This window comes from Flavobacterium sp. GSA192 (genome assembly GCF_006386525.1).
In the GTDB taxonomy this organism is placed as follows: Bacteria; Bacteroidota; Bacteroidia; order Flavobacteriales; family Flavobacteriaceae; genus Flavobacterium; species Flavobacterium commune.
The window spans coordinates 202,398-224,723 of record NZ_VAHC01000002.1 but is presented as its reverse complement, the minus strand read 5'-3'; the positions used below and the strand labels follow the sequence as shown (position 1 = coordinate 224,723).

Annotated in this window: 19 protein-coding genes; 7 read left to right on the top strand and 12 right to left on the bottom strand. The window is 34.7% G+C overall.

All coding sequences use genetic code 11. The annotated features are described in order from the left end of the window. Positions 1–109 precede the first annotated feature (109 nt). The 5 genes from FDM27_RS05070 (at position 110) to FDM27_RS05050 (ending at position 6,601) form a co-directional block, all read left to right on the top strand. Positions 110–1,282: a serine hydrolase domain-containing protein gene (locus FDM27_RS05070; RefSeq protein WP_140485450.1), complete on the top strand. Its 1,173-nt coding sequence runs from the start codon at positions 110–112 to the stop codon at positions 1,280–1,282. Between the two features lie 4 nt (positions 1,283–1,286). Then, entirely contained in the window at positions 1,287–2,000 is a 714-nt protein-coding gene (locus tag FDM27_RS05065) for a 3'-5' exonuclease (protein WP_140485449.1), read from the top strand. Positions 2,001–2,114: 114 nt separating this feature from the next. Then, the gene (locus FDM27_RS05060; RefSeq protein WP_140485448.1) at positions 2,115–3,554 is read left to right on the top strand and encodes a nucleoside recognition domain-containing protein; all 1,440 of its coding nucleotides are present in this window, start codon (positions 2,115–2,117) and stop codon (positions 3,552–3,554) included. Between the two features lie 360 nt (positions 3,555–3,914). Then, positions 3,915–4,376 (top strand): IS200/IS605 family transposase, encoded by a 462-nt coding sequence (tnpA, locus tag FDM27_RS05055; RefSeq protein WP_140485447.1) that lies wholly within the window; start codon positions 3,915–3,917, stop codon positions 4,374–4,376. A gap of 623 nt (positions 4,377–4,999) precedes the next feature. Beyond that, positions 5,000–6,601 carry a fumarate hydratase gene (locus FDM27_RS05050; protein ID WP_140485446.1) on the top strand — a complete coding sequence of 534 codons (1,602 nt, stop codon included), beginning with the start codon at positions 5,000–5,002 and terminating at the stop codon, positions 6,599–6,601. 89 nt (positions 6,602–6,690) lie between these two features. Here FDM27_RS05050 and FDM27_RS05045 read toward each other — a convergent pair whose 3' ends face one another. The 8 genes from FDM27_RS05045 to FDM27_RS05010 form a co-directional block, all read right to left on the bottom strand. Continuing rightward, positions 6,691–7,350 carry a CoA transferase subunit B gene (locus FDM27_RS05045; RefSeq protein WP_140485704.1) on the bottom strand — a complete coding sequence of 220 codons (660 nt, stop codon included), beginning with the start codon at positions 7,348–7,350 and terminating at the stop codon, positions 6,691–6,693. A 77-nt stretch (positions 7,351–7,427) separates the two neighbouring features. Continuing rightward, the gene (locus FDM27_RS05040; protein ID WP_140485445.1) at positions 7,428–7,916 is read right to left on the bottom strand and encodes a hypothetical protein; all 489 of its coding nucleotides are present in this window, start codon (positions 7,914–7,916) and stop codon (positions 7,428–7,430) included. 36 nt (positions 7,917–7,952) lie between these two features. Beyond that, the gene (locus FDM27_RS05035; protein WP_140485444.1) at positions 7,953–8,654 is read right to left on the bottom strand and encodes a CoA transferase subunit A; all 702 of its coding nucleotides are present in this window, start codon (positions 8,652–8,654) and stop codon (positions 7,953–7,955) included. A 78-nt stretch (positions 8,655–8,732) separates the two neighbouring features. Further along, entirely contained in the window at positions 8,733–9,167 is a 435-nt protein-coding gene (locus FDM27_RS05030) for a GNAT family N-acetyltransferase (protein WP_140485443.1), read from the bottom strand. A 26-nt stretch (positions 9,168–9,193) separates the two neighbouring features. Then, positions 9,194–11,500, bottom strand: coding sequence for a penicillin-binding protein 1A (locus FDM27_RS05025; RefSeq protein ID WP_140485442.1), 2,307 nt, complete (start codon positions 11,498–11,500; stop codon positions 9,194–9,196). A 6-nt stretch (positions 11,501–11,506) separates the two neighbouring features. Beyond that, positions 11,507–11,986, bottom strand: a complete 480-nt coding sequence (locus FDM27_RS05020; protein WP_140485441.1) for a gliding motility lipoprotein GldH — start codon at positions 11,984–11,986, stop codon at positions 11,507–11,509. Continuing rightward, positions 11,970–13,271, bottom strand: coding sequence for a stage 0 sporulation family protein (locus tag FDM27_RS05015; RefSeq protein WP_140485440.1), 1,302 nt, complete (start codon positions 13,269–13,271; stop codon positions 11,970–11,972). Before FDM27_RS05015 ends, FDM27_RS05020 begins: the two co-directional genes overlap by 17 nt. A 297-nt stretch (positions 13,272–13,568) precedes the next feature. Continuing rightward, positions 13,569–15,068 (bottom strand): S41 family peptidase, encoded by a 1,500-nt coding sequence (locus FDM27_RS05010; RefSeq protein WP_140485439.1) that lies wholly within the window; start codon positions 15,066–15,068, stop codon positions 13,569–13,571. A 49-nt stretch (positions 15,069–15,117) separates the two neighbouring features. Here FDM27_RS05010 and FDM27_RS05005 point away from each other — a divergent pair, with 49 nt between their 5' ends. After that, positions 15,118–15,498 carry a hypothetical protein gene (locus tag FDM27_RS05005; RefSeq protein WP_140485438.1) on the top strand — a complete coding sequence of 127 codons (381 nt, stop codon included), beginning with the start codon at positions 15,118–15,120 and terminating at the stop codon, positions 15,496–15,498. A gap of 125 nt (positions 15,499–15,623) precedes the next feature. Here the strand turns inward: FDM27_RS05005 and FDM27_RS05000 are convergent, their stop codons facing one another. The 4 genes from FDM27_RS05000 to cysC all read right to left on the bottom strand — a co-directional run bounded on the left by FDM27_RS05000 (position 15,624) and on the right by cysC (position 21,853). After that, complete coding sequence (locus FDM27_RS05000) at positions 15,624–16,982, bottom strand: rhodanese-related sulfurtransferase (RefSeq protein ID WP_140485437.1); 1,359 nt, start codon at positions 16,980–16,982, stop codon at positions 15,624–15,626. A gap of 150 nt (positions 16,983–17,132) precedes the next feature. After that, positions 17,133–19,403 carry a helix-turn-helix domain-containing protein gene (locus FDM27_RS04995; RefSeq protein ID WP_140485436.1) on the bottom strand — a complete coding sequence of 757 codons (2,271 nt, stop codon included), beginning with the start codon at positions 19,401–19,403 and terminating at the stop codon, positions 17,133–17,135. Between the two features lie 47 nt (positions 19,404–19,450). Beyond that, on the bottom strand, positions 19,451–21,223 hold the full coding sequence (locus FDM27_RS04990; protein ID WP_140485435.1) for an ABC transporter ATP-binding protein: 1,773 nt from the start codon (positions 21,221–21,223) through the stop codon (positions 19,451–19,453). Positions 21,224–21,229: 6 nt separating this feature from the next. Next, positions 21,230–21,853, bottom strand: a complete 624-nt coding sequence (gene cysC, locus FDM27_RS04985; RefSeq protein ID WP_317133610.1) for an adenylyl-sulfate kinase — start codon at positions 21,851–21,853, stop codon at positions 21,230–21,232. 203 nt (positions 21,854–22,056) lie between these two features. On the opposite strand from cysC, the gene FDM27_RS16035 reads away from it, so the two are divergent. Beyond that, positions 22,057–22,194 (top strand): hypothetical protein, encoded by a 138-nt coding sequence (locus FDM27_RS16035; protein WP_181161636.1) that lies wholly within the window; start codon positions 22,057–22,059, stop codon positions 22,192–22,194. Positions 22,195–22,326 lie beyond the last annotated feature (132 nt).

Here is a 22,326-nt window from a genome sequence, read left to right as displayed (position 1 = left end):
AAATCATCAAAAACGTCAGTTCGAGTGTTTTTTGCGTAATGAAATGAAGCAAAAAATGTATCGAGAACCATTTTTTATGTAAATTCGTACTGAAGCTAATTCAAACCCCATGAAAAAACTCAAAAAATTTCTAGTCGGATTGCTCATTTTTATAGGTGTTCTAATCCTTTCTCTCTATATTTTCAAGAAAGACTATTTGTTAAGAGCTGTTAGAGTTACTTATTTTAACGGACATACAACTGCTTTTTTAGATGATTATAAATATTTTGACAATCGAATTATCCAAAAAAGTAATCAACCGCAACCTTGGAATTTAGCCAAAGATTACAACCAGACAAAACCTACGGACAGATTAGAACAGTTACACAAAGAAATGGGAACTGTGGCTTTTTTAATTATCAAAAACGATAGCATCTGGAACGAAAATTATTATGATAATTACGGAAATGATTCTAAATCGAATTCTTTTTCGATGGCCAAAAGTATCGTTTCAGCTTCCTTGGGAAAAGCCATTATGGATGGAAAAATCAAGAGTTTAGACCAAAAAGTAGGCGACTTTTTTCCTGAATTCAAAAAAGGAAAATCGGCACAAATGACGGTGGGCGACTTGGCTTCGATGTCCTCAGGATTAGATTGGGATGAATCCTATTACGACCCGTTTTCAATTACTACTCAGGCCTATTTCGATGAGAATTTAACTCCAGTCATATTAGGTTTGAAAAGCATTGAAGAACCGGGAAAAGTTTATAAATACCTGAGCGGAAATACCCAACTTTTAGCAATGTGCATCGAAAAAGCAACAGGAAAAAATTTAGCCGATTATGTTTCAGAATCTTTTTGGAAACCCATGGGAGCTCAAAGTGATGCTTTTTGGCAAACTGACAGGGAAAACGGAATTGTAAAGGCCTATTGCTGCATTGCCAGTAACGCCAGAGATTTTGCCCGTTTTGGAAAACTCTATCTTCAACATGGAAAATGGAACGGCAAAGCAATTTTAGACAGCACATTTGTTGCCAAATCACTAATACCACGATTTAAAGATTCGCCGCAATATGGCTATGGATGGTGGTTGAGTAATTTTAAAAACAAAAAAGTGTTTTACATGCGGGGACATTTAGGTCAATACGTAATTGTAGTTCCAGAAGACGATTTGATAATTGTAAGACTTGGAAATCATGATAAACCGAGTACCAATGGTTCGCCACATAGTGATGATTTTTATGTGTATTTAGAGGAAACTTATAAAATGCTGCAACAAGAATTACCTCCAAACAAAAATTAAGAACATGATTGAAAAAATAAACCTCAACAACATATTATTTCTGGATATAGAAACGGTTCCTGAAACGGAAGATTTCAACTCTTTGGATCCGGAGATGCAAGCCTTGTACGAGCAGAAAACCCAATACCAACGCAAAGACGATTTCTCGGCAGAGGAATTTTATGATCGTGCCGGAATTTGGGCTGAATTTGGTAAAATTGTATGTATCTCAGTTGGTTTTTTTGTCATTAAAGGCGATATCCGCAACTTTAGAGTAACTTCATTTTTTGGAGAAGAAGCCAAACTTTTGAAAGATTTCAATAATTTATTGAACAATCATTTCAATGGGCCACAACATCTTTTGTGCGGACATAATGCCAAAGAATTTGATATTCCGTTTCTGGCTCGCCGCATGATTATCAATCAAATCCCAATTCCCGACAAGCTGAATTTATTTGGCAAAAAACCTTGGGAAATTCCGCATCTGGATACTTTAGAGTTATGGAAATTTGGTGATTACAAACATTTCACTTCCTTAAAACTGATGTGTAAAGTCCTCGGAATTCCTTCTCCCAAAGGCGATATCGACGGCAGTCAAGTGGGGCATGTTTTTTATGTAGATAAAGACATTGACAGAATTGTAACCTATTGCGAAAAAGACACTATTGCCGTGGCGCAAATTTTCCTCCGCTTGCGAAGAGAGGATTTATTGATTGAAGACGAGATTATTCATGTTTAATAATTTACCGCAAATTCGCAAATTGAATTTTAGCAAACCTAAATATTTATTTTAATTTGCGAATTTGCGGTTGAACTTTTTTCAAAATTTTTACATTTACAAAAATTATAAATTATGGTATTAAGTAGATTTTGGTTAGTAATTTTCATTTCGTCGATTGCGTTTGTGATGTTCAGTTTGTTTTCGGGTAACAGTTATACAATAGACCATGTTTTGAACGGGAAAAAAGACGATCCTATTTTAATTTCTGAAAAATATATTGATCAAATCCCTGTATTTATAAAAGACAGTATCAATAAATCGGAAGAAAAAACCTTTACTATCAATAGAGATACGCTAAATATTGATACTACTTATGTCTACAAAAATAAAACGGTAAAAATCTACAGTGGTGTTCAAAAATCGGATGGTTTATTACCCACTTGTAAAAGTACCTTACTTGATTTGATCTTGCCACTTATGGCTTATTTAGCCTTTTTCTGTGGATTAATGGAACTTTTAATCATTTCCGGAGTTTCCGAAAAACTGGCAAAAGTATTGAGTCCTGTATTCGTGAAAGTGTTTCCAAGTATTCCTAAAAACCACCCTTCAATATCCTACATGACCTTAAATTTTGCTGCTAATTTCTTAGGATTGGATTCGGCTGCAACACCTTTTGGATTAAAAGCCATGGAGAGTTTACAAGAAATAAATCCTGAAAAAGACAAGGCCAGCGATGCACAAATTATGTTTATGTGTCTACATGCTTCGGGACTTACCTTAATAGCAACTTCAATAATTGGCTATCGTGCGGCGGCCAATGCTGCTAATCCTGCCGATGTAATGTTGCCTTGTATCATTACCTCTTTCATTGGTACCATTGCTGCTTTTCTAATTGTAGGAGTTAAACAAAAAATTAATTTCAAAAGCGCTTCTTTACTCATCGGATTAATGATGTTAATTGCGGCTATTGTAGGTTTGTTAATGTACGTAAACCATTTGGATTTAATTGGTAAAAACTATTTCACTACTAATCTTTCAGCCATAATATTGATAGGAATTATTGTTGCTACTTTGATATTTTCTTTTCTTAAGGAGAAGAAATTTACTGAGGCTAACACTACTGTTTACGAAGCTTTTGTATCAGGAGCCAATAATGGTGTTAAGACCGGGGTTACCATTTTTCCTTATGTTTTAGGAATGTTGGTTGCTATTTCTTTATTCAGAAACAGTGGTTTATTTGAAATTATCAGCAACGGACTTGGATTTATTTTCTCGAATATGGGAGTCAATAAAGAAATTGTAGATGCTTTACCGGTTGCCTTACTAAGACCATTCAGTTCTGCGGGATCAAGAGGGTTTTTGATTGATTCGATGAATACTTTTGGCGCCGATTCCATGACGGGAAGATTGAGTTCTATTTTTCAATGCAGTGCCGAAAGTACTTTTTATGTGATTGCGGTTTACTTTGGTTCGGTTAATATAAAAAACACCCGATACGCCTTAGGAACTATGCTTATAGTTGATGTGATCTGTGTAATTACTGCTATTTTCGTGGCAAGCTGGTTTTTTTAAATCAAATATGCCGAGCCTAGGGCTCTCATTTGAATGTAGATTGATCGTTTTCAACGGATTAATCCCGAATGCTTTCGGGACGTTGCTACAAAATGTACCGAGCTGATGGCTCTATGATATGTGCCAAATATAAAAGTTCCGTAGGAACGATAAATATTGTAACAATTCTGTAGAAACGCATCGAATATGAGAGTTCTGTAGAAACGAATTATATTGTAACAACGCATTTTTGTTGCTACAAAATGTACCGAGCCGATGGCTCTATAAAATATATCAAATGTGAAAGTTCCGTAGGAACGACAAATATTGTAGCGACGGATTTTAATCCGTTGATGATATGAATTATAAAAAAACCAAATTATGGCAAATACCTATCATCAAGTATATATCCAGGTTGTTTTTGCGGTAAAATATCGGGAAGCAATTATCGCTGATGAATGGAAATCCACATTATTTGGTGTTATTGGCAATTTGATAAATGAAGCAGGATGTAAAACCATCATTGTAAATGGTGTAGAAGATCACGTTCATTGTTTTTTAGGTCTTAAACCTACAGTCTCCATCTCGGAATTGATGAAAACTGTAAAGGCAAAATCATCAAAATATATTAATGACCATAATTTAACCAAATCGAGGTTTGAATGGCAGGAAGGTTATGGTGCGTTTTCTTACGGACATTCTCAAATTAATATAGTTTATAAATACATTGCTAATCAAGAGGAACATCATAAAAAACAAACTTTCAAGGATGAATATTTAGAGTTTTTAGATAAATTCCAGCTTTCATTTGATGAAAGATATATTTTTGAAGATTTGATATGAATCCTATTTGTATATGTACCGAGCCTACGGCTCTCATTGGATTTGGTTTGATTATTTTCAACGGATTAAAAATCCGTTGCTACAAAATGTACCGAGCCGATGGCTCTATGAAATGTACTAAATGTAAAAGTTCCGTAGGAACGACAAATATTGTAGCAACGGATTTTAATCCGTTGGTGATATGAAATAACAACAAACGGAGTTCCGTAGGAACGGCTCATATTAAATAGCATTTTATTCTGTTATCAAAGAAACGAATTATATTCGAGCAATTAATTTTAACAGATTGATATAACAATAATTCTAGGTTTTTTAATCTATTTTTCATTCTTTTGAATTTTACAAAAAATACTTTTTAAATAACTCATTAATTAATCTAAAAAAATGTCAAAATACACTAAATACATCGCCATAGGATTACTGATTCTATTTTTAGTTACTAGCTTATTAAGCTAGTTTTTAAAACATTAATCGTACAAACAAAGGGATGGTATTTATGAAATATCATCTCTTTTTGCTTGTTTTTATAACAAAAAGTGTGATTTTCCGAAAGAATCACAGCTGTTAAAAGACTGTGGCTACGCCAAATAATTTTTATATTTGTCAAAAAAAATAAAATACCAATGGACTTTATATACCAGGATCCTTATCCAATTTTAAAAGACGATACCCAATACCGCAAAATCACTTCTGATTACGTAAAAGTAGAGAAACTCGGCGATAGAGAAATCTTAACTGTTGACCCAAAAGGCTTGGAATTGCTTTCGCAGGAAGCGATGAAAGATGTTTCTTTTATGTTACGTACTTCGCATTTGGAAAAATTAAGAGCTATTCTTGATGATCCGGAAGCAACAGACAACGACCGATTTGTGGCTTATAATTTATTGCAAAATGCTGTTGTAGCTATTGATGGCCAATTGCCTTCTTGTCAAGACACCGGAACAGCGATTGTAATGGCTAAAAAAGGGGAAAACGTATATACAGGTGTCGATGATGCCGAATGGCTTTCTAAAGGGATTTTTAACACCTATCAGGAACGCAACTTACGTTATTCTCAAATTGTACCTATTAGCATGTTTGAAGAAAAGAACTCAGGTTCAAATCTTCCGGCACAAGTTGATATCTATGCTAAAAAAGGAAGTTCGTATGAATTCTTGTTTTTAGCAAAAGGTGGAGGTTCTGCCAATAAAACTTATTTATACCAACAGACGAAATCCTTGTTGAATGAAAAATCACTGGATGCTTTCATTCGTGCTAAAATCATGGATTTAGGAACTTCTGCTTGTCCGCCTTATCACTTGGCTTTGGTAATTGGAGGAACTTCTGCCGAAGCAACTTTAGCAGCAGTTAAAAAAGCTTCTGCAGGGTACTACGACAATTTACCTACTACAGGAAACATGGCTGGTCAGGCTTTCCGTGATTTGGAATGGGAAAAACGTGTTCAAAAAATCTGTCAAGAAAGTGCTATTGGAGCTCAATTTGGAGGAAAATATTTCACGCATGATGTACGTGTAATCCGTTTGCCACGTCACGCTGCTTCTTGTCCGGTTGGATTGGGAGTTTCCTGTTCTGCCGATAGAAATATCAAAGGTAAAATTACCAAAGACGGTATTTTCGTAGAGCAATTAGAGGTAAATCCAAAAAGATTATTACCTGAAACACCTCCACATTTGGAAGAAGCTGTTGAAGTTGATTTGAACCAACCAATGGCTGATATTCTTAAAAAATTATCACAATATCCAATCAAAACGCGTTTGAAACTAAACGGAACTTTGATTGTTGCCCGTGATATTGCACACGCTAAAATCAAAGAATTATTAGATGCCGGAAAACCAATGCCGGAATACTTTAAAAATCACCCAATTTACTATGCAGGTCCTGCTAAAACACCAGACGGAATGCCATCAGGAAGTTTTGGACCAACAACTGCAGGACGTATGGACGTTTATGTGGAAGAATTCCAGAAAAATGGTGGAAGTATGGTTATGCTTGCCAAAGGAAACAGAACTAAAGATGTAATGAATGCCTGTAAAACTTACGGTGGATTCTATTTGGGTTCTATCGGTGGGCCAGCAGCTATTTTGGCGAAAGAAAATATCCTTTCGGTTGAAGTAGTTGACTTTGAAGAGTTAGGCATGGAAGCCGTTCGTAAAATCACTATTAAAGATTTCCCTGCGTTCATTATTACTGATGATAAAGGAAATGATTTCTTTGAAAATTTATAAAGATTAACCGCAAAGAACACAAAGTTTATAAAGAATATTTTAACCGCAGATTCGCAGATTTTAAATTTGCTGATCTGCGGTTTATTTTTTTAATCAATTTTCATTTCAGGAATATCGCCTTCGATAATCAATTCTGCTTCGGTGGAAGCGATGATATGCTCTACTGTTACTCCGGGAGCTCTTTCCTGTAATTTAATTCCTTTTGGGGTAATTTCCATAACTGCTAATTCAGTCACGATTTTTTTAACGCAGCCCACACCTGTTAACGGCAAACTACATTTTTTTAGGATCTTAGACTCCCCTTCTTTGTTGACGTGCATCATGGCAACGATGATATTTTCGGCAGAAGCCACTAAATCCATCGCGCCACCCATTCCTTTAACCATTTTACCGGGAATTTTCCAGTTGGCTATATCGCCGTTTTCGGCTACCTCCATAGCACCAAGAATCGTTAAATCAACATGCTTGCCGCGAATCATTCCGAAACTTAATGCCGAATCAAAAAAGACAGCACCGGGAAGCGTTGTTATGGTTTGTTTTCCTGCATTAATTAAATCAGCGTCTTCTTCTCCCTCAAAAGGAAACGGCCCCATGCCCAGAACGCCATTTTCGCTTTGAAATTCGACGTTAATTCCCTCAGGTATATAGTTGGCCACCAAAGTAGGAATTCCTATCCCTAAATTAACGTAAAAGCCATCTTTGAGTTCCCGAGCAATTCGTTTTGCGATATCTTCTTTTGTTAAAGCCATAATTTTATTTTTTGAACCATGTAATGAATTTAAGGTCATTTAAGTTATTGGTTGAAAAAGAGTATTTAATATAAATATTATTTTATCATTTCGTTTAGCCATTTTTCTGTAGATTTTGATAAAAAATTATCTTCCGAATAAAACATATCATTCAAAGTTAATTCTTCTTCGTTTGTACAACCGCTACAAATGGTTACTTTTTCCTTACTTGATTTATTAACTTTGATTTGATCAGACTCTTTTATAGTGAGTTTAATTAAATTTTTCTTTCCTAATTTTTCACAGGCAACTGTAGCTAAATATTTCTCGGCAGGATTAACGTCGTAAAGTTTAGCTTTTAGGTTTGTAAAGTTTTTGTTTTTCAGAATATCAGAAATTTTTTTAACAGAATTAGATTTACTTCCTGCATAATAACAAGCAAATCCAATTAAAGTATTTTTGTCAATTACTTTTGGCGGAGGTGGAGGATCAAGTTGTACAATAACTTCTTTTCCATTGCTGTTTTCTAGTTGTTTTTTACAACTCAATACAATAAAAATTATTAATAAAAGTAAAGCCTGTTTCATCAATTTAAATTTTGTTTTAAAACTAAACACTGAACACTATTTCCTTTCTCGAACCGTTCTCTTCTCAATCCGTTTTTCATATTTCTCACCTTGAAAAATCCGTTGCACAAATATTCCGGGAATATGAATTTGATTAGGATCTAAAGTTCCTGCTTCAACTAGTTCTTCTACTTCGGCAATAGTGATTTTGGCAGCACCGGCCATGGCAGGATTGAAATTTCGGGCAGTTCCTTTAAAAATTAGGTTTCCTGCCGTGTCTCCTTTCCAGGCTTTTACAATGGAAAAATCAGCATTGAAAGCCAATTCCATCACGTGCATTTTTCCGTTAAATTCCCGGGTTTCTTTACCAATGGCAACTTCGGTACCAAAACCAGCTGGTGTAAAAAAAGCAGGAATTCCGGCTTGGGCAGCACGACAACGTTCGGCTAGCGTTCCTTGTGGAATAAGTTCTACTTCGAGTTCACCCGAAAGCATCTGACGTTCAAATTCGGCATTTTCACCCACATAAGAAGAAATCATTTTCCTGATTTGTCTTTTTTGCAAAAGCATCCCCAAACCAAAATTATCCACTCCGGCATTATTAGAAATACAGGTGAGATTTTTAATTTCTTTTTGGACTAATTCGGCAATAGAATTTTCGGGAATACCACAAAGTCCAAAGCCTCCCAACATAATGGTCGCATTGTCTTGAACATCACGCAATGCTTCCTGAACAGAATTTACTTTTTTACAGATCATAACGAATTGATTTCTTTTGATTCTTAAAAATAAGCCTTTATTTTCAAAACAAAAAACAATATTACAATTCGCCGTAAATTAAAGTTTTGGCTCTATATTTTTATGAAAATGATAAGCACTGATTGTAAAATCTTCTTTGAAATAGAGTTTATGAGCTGTAGTTCTGCCTGGACCGGAATCCAATTGAATTGAGACACAGTTGTTTTCTAAAGCTATTTCTTTTAAATGATTTAAAAGTTGCGAAGCATAGCCTTTGCCTCTATATGTTTCCAGAGTAGAAAGATCATCCAGATAAAGCATTTTACCGCAATAGAGCATCGTATAAATGCGATAACCGGCAATTGCAACCGTTATACCCTCTTCCTGAATATAAAGCAACTGATAGCCTTCTTTTTGCAAATCCTTTATTAGAGAAACAAAATGTTCTCTTTCTAACATTGGTCGTAATACAGAAATAGCTTCCCAACAGGAAGCTATTTCATTATCGGTAATTGCAATTTTAATTTCAGTCATAATGAACAAATTAAAATAAAACGTTTTTAGAATTCAAACTCGTCTGTATCCTGAATAACTGCAGTGGTATCCTTTTCTACTTTTGGACGCGGTTGATAACAATCTACTTTTATAGAAAGATTAGCCGGTCTTTCAAATGGTTCTTTTGAGACTTTTAGATTTGGATCCTCATAACATAATTTCATAAAATATCCCCAAACCGGTAGTGCTGCTGTAGCTCCCTGACCATAAGTAAGACTTTTAAAACGAGCCGAACGGTCTTCGCAACCTACCCAAACTCCTGTCACCAAATTTGGAACCATTCCCATGAACCATCCATCAGATTGGTTTTGTGTTGTTCCTGTTTTACCTGCAATCGGGTTTTTAAATACATACGGATAACCTGTCCAACGGTTGTCTCCGCTACCTCCGTATTCAGTTCTTAATCTGGATCCCGAACCTCCTTCGGTAACTCCTTCCAGTAATTTAACTACTGCAAAAGCAATATCTTTGTTCAAAACATCATGCGATTCCGGTATTGGCTCATAAATAACCACACCGCTTTTATCTTCAATTCTGGATAAAAATTGTGGTTTATTATAAACTCCCTGATTAGCAAAAGTACTGTAAGCAGCCACCATTTCTTCAACAGTAATGTCTACTGCTCCAAGTGCAATCGAAGGCTGAGCAGGAATCTCTGTTTTAACCCCTAATTTGTGTGTTAATTTAATAACTGCCTCTGGTCCTACTTTGTCAATTAATTTAGCCGAAACAGTATTAATCGAATTTGCCAATGCTTTTTTCAAAGTTACCATTCCAAGGTAAGTGTTGTTTGAGTTTCTTGGAGTCCAGGTTTCTGTAACGTGATGACGACCAACAGGAATAGTGAATGGTGCATCGATAATAGAATCGCAAGGAGACATGTTCAACTGCTCTATGGCTGTTGCATACACAAAAGGTTTGAAAGTAGAACCCACTTGTCTGGCTCCCTGAGCTACGTGATCGTATTGAAAATACTTATAATTGATTCCTCCTACCCAAGCTTTGATGTTTCCTGTTTGTGGCTCCATAGCCATCAATCCGGATTGCAGGAAATGCTTGTAATAACGAATAGAATCCAAAGGTGTCATAACCGTATCTCGCTCTCCTTTCCAGGTAAAAACAGTCATTTTTGTTTTCTTATTGAAAGATTCAATAATTTCATCTTCTGATTTTTCCATTGATTCCATAACAGTCCAACGGTTAGAAGCTTTCATAGCCAATTTTAAAATTCGATTGGTTTCTTTCTCAGAAATACCAACAAATGGCGCATTTTTATTGGTTTTTGCCTCAATAAAAAACTGTTCCTGAAGATTTGCCATGTGCTCAGTAACCGCCTTTTCAGCATGCAATTGCATTCTGGAATCGATAGTAGTGTAAATTTTTAATCCATCTTTATAGATATCATAATCTGAACCATCCGGTTTTTTATTGGTTTCTGCCCATTTTTTCATGTAGTCACGCAAGTATTCTCTGAAATAAGTAGCAGTTCCTTCTCGATGACTCTCTAATTTAAAACGTAAGTTTAGAGGTAGTTTTTTTAATTTTTCTTTTTGGGCTTCAGTAATCATATCCGACTTTTCCATTTGTCCCAAAACCACATTTCTACGGTTTTTTACACCCTCAGGATTTCGAATTGGATTATAAAGACTTGAATTTTTAAACATACCCACCAAAATTGCCGACTCGTCCACCGTTAATTCTTTTGGAGTTTTTGAAAAATAAGTCTGAGCTGCCGAACTTACTCCTACAGCTGAGTTTCCAAAATCATATACATTGCAATACATCGCCAGAATCTCATTCTTGGTATATTGTCTTTCTAATCGAATAGCAATAATCCATTCCTTCGCTTTTTGAACAATACGAAAAGGCAGGAATTTAGATCCTTCACCATGAAACAATTGTTTAGCCAATTGCTGTGTTAAGGTACTCGCACCACCATTTGTTCCTAAACTTACAATAGCTCTTAAAGTTCCTCTTCCGTCAATACCTGAATGTTCATAGAAACGCTCATCCTCAGTTGCAACAAGTGCATCTACTAGATTTTTAGGCAAATCAGAATATTTTAATTGCGAACGGTTCGTTTGAAAATACTTTCCAATAACTACTCCATCAGCAGAAATAATTTCGGTAGCCAAATTAGAATCCGGGTTTTCTAAGTCTTCAAATGAAGGCATGGAACCAAAAAGTCCCCAGGATGCAAAAAGGAAAAACAACATAATTCCTGCCATTCCATAAAAGAAAAACTTCCAGAATTTTTTGGTGTAGTACTTAAAATCGTGTTCTGTAGTATTTGTTTTTTTATTAGTTGTCATAACTATTTATTCTTTTTTTTCAATTCTTAAACCTACTTCGGTAATGCCTTCTAATTCTGTAACTCCCGGAACCTTACCACCTTCTCTAACAGCCTGTTTGATATTGAGTTTGTATTTTCCTCTGAACCTTACATTCTCTTTAAAATACAATTTGCTCTCTTTTATATCGGTAAACCCATTCCCCAACAATGTGCCATCAGCCGCAGCCATTTGGTATTCTAAGGTATCCACTTTAGTGTAACCATTTGGTTTTTCAAGTGTTACAATCAAAAATAGATTACTAAAAGGATAATTATTATTATCTCTGATATTTATAAAAAGATCATATCTTTTTGTAGAATCCAATTCAGGCAAATTAAAGGAAACGACGCTATCTTTATGCCAGGCTCTACCAACGGATTTATATTCATCAAAAACTCTTTTTTTATCACAGGAGAAAAAAAGTATGCTAACTAAAAGTAATACAACGCTATTTTTTAGCCTCATTTTTTTTAATAATTATAGGTTTTCTAGGTCCTTTAGGTTTCTTTTCTGACGGTTGTTTGGGTGCAGATGGAGCTGCAGCCGTATTATTGTTGTTATTATTTGCCGGTTTGTTTTGCTGTTTTTTGGCATTTGGTGCTCCGGCATTATTTTCAACTGCCTTTTTGGGTTTTTTATTGTGTCTTTTGCTCTTTTTTGGTTGATCAAAACGAGTTAAACTTTCTTGTCCCATGGCATTATTAAAGTCTTTTTCAACTTCCTGAACAACTTCAATTGCAAAATCTTCTAAGGACGAAACTTTATTTTTTAGCTTATTTTCAGCAACAATTTCCTTAACCTTATCAATTTTTAAAACATGCCAATTGGCAAAATTGTTCGTGTAAGCAAACCACATCAATCCTTTAAAAATATCTTGTTTTTGACAAACAGCATCCCCTTTTTCGGTAATCAATTTGGTGTCAAAATCAGGAAATCCTTTTAAGGCATCCATGTAAGTGTCTAATTCATAATTCAAACAACACTTTAATTTACCACATTGTCCCGCTAATTTTTGCGGATTTAAAGACAATTGCTGGTAACGTGCTGCCGAAGTATTGACACTTCTAAAATCAGTCAGCCAGGTAGAACAACACAGTTCTCTGCCACAAGAACCTATTCCACCCAAACGAGCCGCTTCCTGACGGAAACCAACTTGCTTCATCTCGATTCTGGTATTGAATTCTTTGGCAAAATCTTTAATTAATTGTCTGAAATCGACTCTGTCATTAGCCGTGTAATAAAATGTTGCCTTAGAACCATCTCCCTGAAATTCGATATCCGAAATTTTCATTTCCAGTTTTTGAGCAATAGCCAATTCGCGGGCGCGAACTTTCATTGGCTCTTCTTTACTGCGAGCCGCCGACCAAATATCGATGTCTTTTTGAGATGCTTTTCGGTACACTTTTGGTACTTCATTGCTATTAGGATCTACTCCTTTTTTCTTCATTTGGATTCTTACCAATTCTCCCGTCAAAGTAACAATTCCAATATCATGCCCGGGAGAAGCGACAGTTGCCACAATGTCTCCCATGCTTAAAGTTAATTTCTCGGTATTGCGATAAAATTCTTTTCTTCCGTTCTTAAAACGAACTTCAACACAATCAAAAGGAGCTTCACCACCCGGTAAACTCATATTCGAAAGCCAGTCAAAGACCGTTAATTTGTTGCAGCTATCGGTGCCACAAGTCCCATTATTTTTGCAACCTTTTGGTGCGCCACCATCAGAGGTTGAACAACTTGCACATGCCATAATTTTATATGTAGTGTTGTGACTGGCACAACTTAAGTTCTTAAAACGTTTAATCCGTAAAGATAGTATTTTTTAATCTTAAGATGCAAAATTAAGAATTTCTCAAAACATTAAAATTTTTATAAAAAAAGCCTGTTTCAAAATGAGTTGAAACAGGCTTTAAAATAATTTATAATTGAAATTTTAATCCAAAATTTTATATCATTTATAAGACAAACGAATTCTGAAAAGAATTAAAACAGTTACAACTTTCTTTTGACTTTATGACTTTTAAAATTTTGTCTTACATATTGATTATTATTGTTTTAAACTTTTAAAATCTTCAATATACAATCCTTTGGCAGCATTCGTAGGATTGAACGAAGCAAGATTGTCGTTTCTAAAAGACAATGAGGTGTTGGTGTTTTGAGTATTAGTCCGCAAAGTTTGCCCAGTAATCAGTTCGAGAGCCTTTTTTAAACATGGATCTTTTACGTTTCCAAATTCAACCAGATTTAAGAAAGTAGAATAAGGATTAATCTCGTGATTAGGTGTAATTTTAGTTGGATTTACGTCTTTGTCTTTGTTGTAATAGGTAAACGTAATGGGTTGCAATTGCCATTGGTGTTTGGTACTTCTATTAGCGTATGAGGTATAATTTGATGTAGGAGAATCATATAGTGTATTAGATCCTACAAATTTACCTACTGTTTCTTCACCAATTGTAATTACGCTAATGTATTTTTTTAGACATTGAATAGTGAGTTCGCTGGCAGAAGCCGTTTGAAAACTTACTAAGACATATATTTTTGTTAAAGAAAGGCTATTGATACTTTCGTCTCTCTGAAAAGTGGGTTCGTTATCAACCAAATTGAAAATTTTTACTTTATCAGAAAGGTTTTCAAAGCCATCGTTGCTATTATGTTTAGCATTGAAATCTAAATAAGCATACGGCTTGTTAGTAAAACTTCCATTGATCATTTGTGCCAAAGCTACTGCTGTTTCTAATGATCCGCCTCCGTTATATCTTAAATCTAAAACCAATTCGTTAATTCCATCCGATTGCATTTTGGCGAAAGCAGCATTAAGTTCATCATTATAATCGGATTTGAAACTGTTATACACCAAATAGCCAATGTTTTTACTGTCATATACTTTCTTTTCGTAATAAGCAACCGGGTTTTCATCAATTTCTGTTTGGGTTACATTTACAGTTCCTGCTTTGTCAGTGGTTACCATTCCAGTAGTTATAAATCCCACAGTTGCTGCCAAAGTAAGTGATACTTGAGTATTGGCTAGTTGATCATAATTACTTGAGGTAAGTTGGTTACCATTTATTTTTGTAATAACGTCACCTCTTTTCAATCCCGCTAAATCCGCAGGTGAACCTGGTACAATATAATTTATCAAGGCTACCAAATTTACATTATTCAAATCCTTAGGATAAACTCCATAACTAAAACCGCCACTTTTTTTGACTTCGGCAATTTTTGAAACATTCACCACTTCATTACTATTTTCAATCCAGGAAAATCTATCCACAGTTCCTCTTTGATAAAGGAGTGAATAAAAAAGAGCATCTGGAGTTTTTCCGTTAATGAAATTAGCATAGTTATTGCTGGAAGTAATTTTGCTATCGGATAAATTGGCAACATTGGATTGCCAATAATACCAGGAATTCATCGCTTTCCAAACAAAGTCATTAATCTCATCAGGTACAACGGTTTTGACTGCATCAGAATCCGAATCAGAATCCTTGCTGCAAGAAGTAAAAGCCAATCCAACAAGCAATATTAAAATTAGATATTTTAGTTTCATTATTAATCAATAGTTTAAATTAAATTTGTGCGAATAAAACATCAAAACTATGAAAAATAGTACACCAAAAGTCATTATTTTATTACTTTATTTAGGATCTTTCTTTATTTTCTCCTGTTCCAAGCAATTATTAGATATTAAAAACCAAACCTATAAAAGCTATAACAGAGATAGTGAGAAAGGATATACAGTTAGTTTTGAGCTTATTAATACTGAAATTATTCCAAAATCGATTGTGATTAATGGTATAGTTCAAAATATATCATTAGCAAACAAAACTGGTAAAAACTACCAAGTAAATGTGATTGCACAAACTAATATAATTCATAACTACCAAGTAAAATTAGAGAAAAAAGAAAACGGAATATATTTTGAAAAAGATTCAAAGGTGTTTTTTCAAGCTGTGAAATTCAAATTAATTAAGGATTAATTTTTCGCTACTCTAAATTAATCTTATGTTGCAAGATTAAGAACTGTCTAAAAGATTAAATTTTTTATAAAAAAAGCCTATTTCATTTTACTGAAATAGGCCTGCTTATAATTTTATAACTGTATTTAATCTAATATTTTAAATAATTTATCAGATAAACGAATTCTGAAAGGAACGGCAAAAGTTAGTTTGTCTCCTGCCTTGGCTTGAGTTCCCTCATAACCATTAACAAACATTTTTTCTAAAACCAATTCCTGATTACCAGTCGTAGGTCCTGAAATCAGGATTTTATCGCCCAAATTCAATTCATTATTTTCAATGGTAAAAAGACCAATATTCGCTTTTACATAATAATGCTCGGCTTTACCCACTAAGGTCTTTTTTACTTTTATTTTTTGACGAATATCGGCAGTTTTAGGAGCTGTGGCCAAAGCAGTATCAGACAGTTCACCCGAATGTTTGAACTTCAAACTTTCTGATTTTCCTTTTCTAAAAACTTTATTACCTACTTGCTTCCCTTTTCTTAATTTAATTTGTTCGTCATAAGGCAAATGGATTGTTTCCTGACATTCGGTAGAACAGCAATTTTCCATAGCTGCTTTACATTCATCACATTGGATAAACAATAAATGACAACCATCATTAGCACAATTGGTGTGATTATCGCAAGGTTTTCCGCATTGATGGCATTGCGAAACAATATCATCAGTGATTCTTTCTCCCAAACGATTATCAAAAACGAAGTTTTTCCCGATGAATTTACTTTCCAGTCCTTCCTCTTCAATTTGCTTGGCATAATTGATGATTCCACCTTCTAATTGGAAAACATTTTTAAAACCTTGGTGTTTAAAATAAGCACTTGCTTTTTCACAACGAATTCCTCCGGTACAATACATCACCAGATTTTTATCTTCTTTGTGGTCTTGAAGTTGCTCGTTGATGATAGGCAAACTCTCTCTAAAAGTCTCCACATCAGGAGTGATAGCCCCTTTAAAATGTCCCACTTCACTTTCGTAATGATTTCTAAAATCTACTACAATAGTATTTGGATCTTCCAGAATTTCATTGAATTCTTTGGCTTTTAAGTGTACGCCTTTATTGGTTACATCAAAAGTATCATCGTTCAATCCGTCAGCCACAATTTTGTGACGCACTTTGATAGTCAATTTTAAAAACGCGTGATCGTCATGTTCTACGGCTACATTCAAACGAATGCCTTTCATAAAATCATAAACCTCCAAGGTTTCTCTAAAAGCTTCAATATTTTCGGCAGGAACGTTCATTTGAGCGTTAATACCTTCATGGGCAACATAAATTCGTCCCAGGGCGTCAAGTGCGTTCCAGGCTAGAAATAAATCGTCGCGAAATTTTTTAGGATCTTCAATTTTGGCATACGCATAGAAAGACAACGTAAGACGTTGTTTACCCGCTTGATCAATGAGTTCAGCTCTTTCTTCTGCGCTTAAGGTGTTGTACAGTTGCATGCTATAAACGGTTTAAGTGAGAATATTTTTTGCAAAAGTATAAAAAATAAATGGTTTAGCTGTTACGCAAAGATTCTCAAAGAAATCTCATTTGCAAATCAAGCGTTGTATAGCTCTTAGTGAGATTGCTTCGTTCCTCGCAATGACTTTTTAATTCAAACTCGCCTTAAACATTCGCAATTCTTCCCAACTGTATTTCTCTCCCAATTGTCCTTTCATTGGAGTAAGCGATTCTTCTTTGTAATATTTAAAAGCTTCGGCTAATTCATCCATTTTATCCTGCGGTAAGACTTCGCTAATTGAAACTCTTTTGGCTTGAATCAATTTAACCAAATGACTTTGAATAGTATTAACCGTTAATTTTCGAATATCGGCAATATCCTGAATCGAATTTTTAGCTATCCACAAATCGAAAGTTTCCTCAACAGTCGATTTTTTCGGCTCTTTTTGATCTTTTTTCTTCGAAGTATAACGTTCCACATCCTTTTCATCTTCAATCAGCGTAATATTCGCTTCCTTGAATTGATTTTGAATGGCTTCTTTTTTTCTCGAAAGATATTTTTTTATCTCGTCTGAAGTGAGTTTTTCTTTCGAAATAGCCTCATTCGCAATAACCGTTTCAATTAAAAGTTTGGTTTTCATCAATCGCAAAACAGCCTTGGATTGCAACTCTTCCAATTCAGACAATTCTTCGAAATAGGCTTTGGCTTTCTTCAGTCGTTTGATTTCTTCAATTTTCCACAAAACCTCAAAAACCAAATCGTCCATAGGTTTGAAAAAATAATCAAACGCTGCCTGAATTCGGGCAGAAACATGAATTAAATCCACCGTTTCATTAGCAAAGATTCTGTTCAATTGTATGATGAATTTTTTGGATGGATCCAAAAGCGATTCGATATTTTCCAATTGTTTCGCTGCCCAAAGTGCATTTTTAGATTTTGCCGAAGTTTCCGTTTTATCCGAATAACTGAACTTATGATTGCGCCATTCCTGAGCCAGATTATACCAATCAAAGCTGTTAATCAAATAATTATGAATGAAATTCTTGGTTTCAAAATGCAGGGAATTCTTCAACACCTCTTCCGAAGCCTTATTTTGGGCATATTCCATCACATCCTGGTCGTTAGAAATGCCATTCATTCGCAGCGGAGAAAGCAAAACCAAGCCATCTAACGAACGTAAACGCGACAAAGCCACATAAGCCTGACCAGGCATAAAAACCTGCGAAACATCAATCGCAGCTTTGTCAAAGGTTAATCCCTGACTTTTATGCACTGTAATTGCCCAGGCTAATTTGATAGGATAATGCACAAAAGTGCCCAAAACCTCCTCTTCCACTTCCTTGGTCAATGGATCCACTTTGTAACGAATGTTTTGCCATTCGTATCGTTCCACTTCTATGGTTTTATTTTCTTCCGGAAAATGCACCAGGATTTCCTGACTTGAAAGTGATTTGATAATCCCCATTTTGCCATTGAAATAGTTTTTCTCGAAAGCCAAATCGTTTTTGACAAACATGATTTGAGCACCTACTTTCAATTGCAAATTATACTCCACAGGATAGATTTTCTCAGGAAAATCGCCTGTAATTTCTGGTTTATACGTAATCAATTCTCCTTTTAAATCTTCCAAAGCCTGAGCATTCATCGCATCAGCTTTGGCATTATGAGTCGTTAATGTGATATAACCTCTATTGGTTTTTAAATCGAAATCAGGTTTCACATATTGGTTCAAAACCTGAACATCTTCGGGAGTAATTTGGTTATTCCTCAAATTATTTAAAACCGAAATAAAACTGGAATCCGTCTGGCGGAAAATTTTAGATAATTCAATATACAAAGGCGGACTTTGCTGAATAACATGCGAATGGAAAAAGAATTTTCCCTTGTAATAATTGCGTAAAGTGCGCCATTCTTCATCCCGAATTACAGGCGGCAACTGCAATAAATCGCCAATAAAAAGAACCTGAACACCACCAAAAGCAATCGCTTTTTTACGAACGGTTTGCATCATATAATCCATCGCATCGAGCAAGTCGGCACGAAGCATACTCACTTCGTCAATAACCAGCAATTCCATATTTCGAATCACTGATTTCTTTAAACTGTTCATTTTAAAATGCCTACGCAAACTTTCCTTAGTTTCAAATTTGACCGTTTCAGAAAATTGAGATTCGGCTGTATGCGAAGGAATAAATCCGCTAAAAGGCAGTTGAAACATCGAATGTATGGTAACACCTCCAGCATTTAAAGCCGCAATACCTGTAGGCGCTACAACCACTGTATTTTTATGGGTGGTTTCAATAATTTCACGAAGCAAAGTAGTCTTACCTGTACCCGCTTTTCCAGTCAAAAAAACCGAACGTTGCGTTTGGTTAATGAACTGTAAAGTATATTTAGCGGCTTCTGATACGGTTTGCATGGAATGAAAAATTTGGAACAAAATATAATTCAAAAAACTATTTCAAACTACAATTGATCATCAAACATTTCACAAAAATAACTTTTTTGGGCTATTAATGTTTCAAAATCACCTTTCTCCACGATACACCCATTCTTCATGACATAAATGACATCAGCCTTTTTCAATTGAAATAAACGATGAGAAACCAAGATAATCATCTTTTCTTTACCCCAATCTCTAAGTGAATTGTACAATTCACTTTCTGAAAAAGCATCCAAAGCACTTGTAGGTTCATCCATTACAACCAAATCAGCATCGCGATAAAACAATCTGGCTAAAGCTAATTTTTGCCATTCTCCCCCACTAAGCTGTTCCCCCATCCAAAAAGTACGTCCTAGTTTAGTATCCAATCCGTGTTTCATTTTATCAATAAAAACCTTTGCTCCACTGTTTTTTACAGCTTCATTTAGTCGTTCTAAATTCACTTCCCCTTCGGCTCCTAAACTAATGCTTTCAGCTACACTTAAAAAATATTTTTCGAAATCCTGAAAAAGGAAAACACTATTAGTTCTAAATTCTTCTTTATTAATATTTTTCAACGAAATACCATCAATGGTAATAGTACCATTTTCATAATCGTATAACTTACCTAAAAGCTTTACCAGAGTCGATTTTCCTGAACCATTAGCCCCAACAATAGCAATAATTTGTCCTTTTTCACAAGACAAAGAAATGTCTTTTAGAATCTCTCTTTTGGTATCCGGATAAGTAAAATGGAGATTCTTAACTTCCAATTTTGAAGGTTTTACTGGAAAAGGAACTGTATTTTCTTTTAAATTTCTTTCAGGAATATCAAGAAATTGGAAAAGATGATTAATAAACATCCGATGTTGAAATAATTGTACTAAAGCCGTTAAAAAGCTTTTTGTCCCTGATTGTAATTTCTGGAAACCCTGAAGGTAAATTACAAAAAGTCCTGGAGTAATAATTTGCTCCCAGGTATTTTGAGCCAACGATAAAAAGATAAAACCAACCAAGATAATTTCACCTGCTTCAATAATAACACTGTAAAAATTTTGCTTGTTTTGAATGGATTTTCGTTGCGTGAACAAATATTCTCTTAAAGCACTGTAACGGCTAATGAATTTTTGTCCAAAACCAAAAAGACGTACTTCCTTTGCATAACTCAATCCCGTTAAAACCTGCTGTAAATAATTGGATTCTCTTTCGGCTGCTGCCAATCTTTTTTCTTCAGTAAAACTCTTTCTGGAAAAAAACCATTTTACGGCAAACAAAGGCAGAGACAGCACCACAATAATTACAGCATATTGCCAATAATAATAAGCTAACATACTCGCAATCATAATAACGCTCGAAAACTGCATCAACAAATTACTGAATCCATTCAACAATTGGGCAGCTTTAAAAACCGCTTGTTGTTGTGCCAAATGCAAAGTATCATGATAAACAGGATTTTCATAATACGAGAAATCAACCGAAATGGCTTTGTCAAGCACACGTTTAGACAAATAATCACCTACTTTTTGTTGGTAAAGTGAGTTTACATAAGTTGCCATTTGGCTGCAAACTGAAGAAATAAGCTGCAAAACACAAAACCCTATAACCAACTTAACAACTTCATTGAAATCATGTCCTTTGGGAGTCGTTATGATATCAATAATCTCTTTGGTAATGTAAAGCGACAAAACCGGAACAACCGACTGTAACAATACCAAAATAAAATAACTCACCGCATTTCCCGGAGAAGATTTGTAAATGATTTGTAAAATTTGGACATAGTCCTGAAGTATTTTTTTAAATTGGAATTGTTTTTTCACAATGTATTATAGCTTTAATTCAGTAACCGCCTGCAATTTGTTTTCTAACAACCAATCGGTTATGATTTGCAAAGAAATTTCAATACTATCAATAGTAGTATCCACAACAATATCCGGATTGGATGGCACTTCGTAAGGACTATTGATTCCTGTTAAATCCTTGATTTCCCCTTTTCGTGCTTTTTCGTACAATCCTTTAGCGTCTCTTTGAATACAGGTTTCTAAAGGCGTAGCAATGTAAATTTCTACAAAATGTTCTGCTCCCACGATGGCTTTAGCCGATTTTCTGTCTTCTTCAAATGGAGAGATAAAAGAACTAATCACCACTACTCCGGCATCATTAAAAAGCTTGGCCACTTCGGCAACACGGCGAATGTTTTCTTTTCTTCCTTCACGGCTAAAATCCAAATCACGGTTAAGATGCATGCGGGTATTATCTCCATCGGTAATGTAAGAACGGATTTGACGCTTATAAAACCATTGATCCAATGCAGCTGCAATGGTCGATTTACCTGAACCCGAAAAACCCGTAAGCCAGATAGTAAAAGAGGCATGTGCATTTAATTCCTCACGGTCTTTTCTGGAAACCGAATAGTTTTCCTGGAATAAATTGTTAGCTGCACTCATCATTATAAAATTTATTAAAGGCTCAAATTTAGTCTTTTTGGTTTTAGTGAATAACACAAATAAACTTGATTTTTTATTTTCTAAAAAAATAAGGAACAATACAAACCCTATTTTATTGATTACAAAGCACTGTTTTTTTCTGACAAAAAGTAATATTTTAAATTATTTTTATTTATTTTCGCTTCAAAATAAATAACAAAAAAATTATGAAAAAAGAAACTACTCAAAAGAAAATCTGGCAAAAACCGGAAGTACAAGATTTAGACGTAAAAAATACAGCAACTGGAATGTTTCCTGCCACAACTGAATCTTTTTTTCCTACTGACAGTCCAGACCCGTCCTAAAAATCCAATTAATAGTCTTTATTAAAAAATAGAGAATAACTAGAATTTATTGTTGTGTTTAAAATTTTAATTACTTAAAAAAAACCAAAAAAATTGGTTTAATAAACACATGAGTTTTATTAACTTAAATTG

Excerpts from the sequence above, each read along its gene's own strand:
- FDM27_RS05045 (WP_140485704.1), bottom strand. The coding sequence starts at position 7,350 with ATGGCTTTAACAAAAGAAGATATCGCAAAACGAATTGCTCGGGAACTC.
- FDM27_RS05010 (WP_140485439.1), bottom strand. The coding sequence starts at position 15,068 with ATGAAACTAAAATATCTAATTTTAATATTGCTTGTTGGATTGGCTTTT.
- FDM27_RS05025 (WP_140485442.1), bottom strand. The coding sequence starts at position 11,500 with ATGACAACTAATAAAAAAACAAATACTACAGAACACGATTTTAAGTAC.
- FDM27_RS05070 (WP_140485450.1), top strand. The coding sequence starts at position 110 with ATGAAAAAACTCAAAAAATTTCTAGTCGGATTGCTCATTTTTATAGGT.
- FDM27_RS04995 (WP_140485436.1), bottom strand. The coding sequence starts at position 19,403 with ATGCAAACCGTATCAGAAGCCGCTAAATATACTTTACAGTTCATTAAC.
- FDM27_RS05015 (WP_140485440.1), bottom strand. The coding sequence starts at position 13,271 with ATGGCATGTGCAAGTTGTTCAACCTCTGATGGTGGCGCACCAAAAGGT.
- tnpA (WP_140485447.1), top strand. The coding sequence starts at position 3,915 with ATGGCAAATACCTATCATCAAGTATATATCCAGGTTGTTTTTGCGGTA.
- FDM27_RS05020 (WP_140485441.1), bottom strand. The coding sequence starts at position 11,986 with ATGAGGCTAAAAAATAGCGTTGTATTACTTTTAGTTAGCATACTTTTT.
- FDM27_RS05000 (WP_140485437.1), bottom strand. The coding sequence starts at position 16,982 with ATGCAACTGTACAACACCTTAAGCGCAGAAGAAAGAGCTGAACTCATT.
- FDM27_RS05040 (WP_140485445.1), bottom strand. The coding sequence starts at position 7,916 with ATGAAACAGGCTTTACTTTTATTAATAATTTTTATTGTATTGAGTTGT.
- FDM27_RS05005 (WP_140485438.1), top strand. The coding sequence starts at position 15,118 with ATGAAAAATAGTACACCAAAAGTCATTATTTTATTACTTTATTTAGGA.
- FDM27_RS16035 (WP_181161636.1), top strand. The coding sequence starts at position 22,057 with ATGAAAAAAGAAACTACTCAAAAGAAAATCTGGCAAAAACCGGAAGTA.
- FDM27_RS05065 (WP_140485449.1), top strand. The coding sequence starts at position 1,287 with ATGATTGAAAAAATAAACCTCAACAACATATTATTTCTGGATATAGAA.
- cysC (WP_317133610.1), bottom strand. The coding sequence starts at position 21,853 with ATGATGAGTGCAGCTAACAATTTATTCCAGGAAAACTATTCGGTTTCC.
- FDM27_RS05050 (WP_140485446.1), top strand. The coding sequence starts at position 5,000 with ATGGACTTTATATACCAGGATCCTTATCCAATTTTAAAAGACGATACC.
- FDM27_RS05060 (WP_140485448.1), top strand. The coding sequence starts at position 2,115 with ATGGTATTAAGTAGATTTTGGTTAGTAATTTTCATTTCGTCGATTGCG.
- FDM27_RS05035 (WP_140485444.1), bottom strand. The coding sequence starts at position 8,654 with ATGATCTGTAAAAAAGTAAATTCTGTTCAGGAAGCATTGCGTGATGTT.
- FDM27_RS05030 (WP_140485443.1), bottom strand. The coding sequence starts at position 9,167 with ATGACTGAAATTAAAATTGCAATTACCGATAATGAAATAGCTTCCTGT.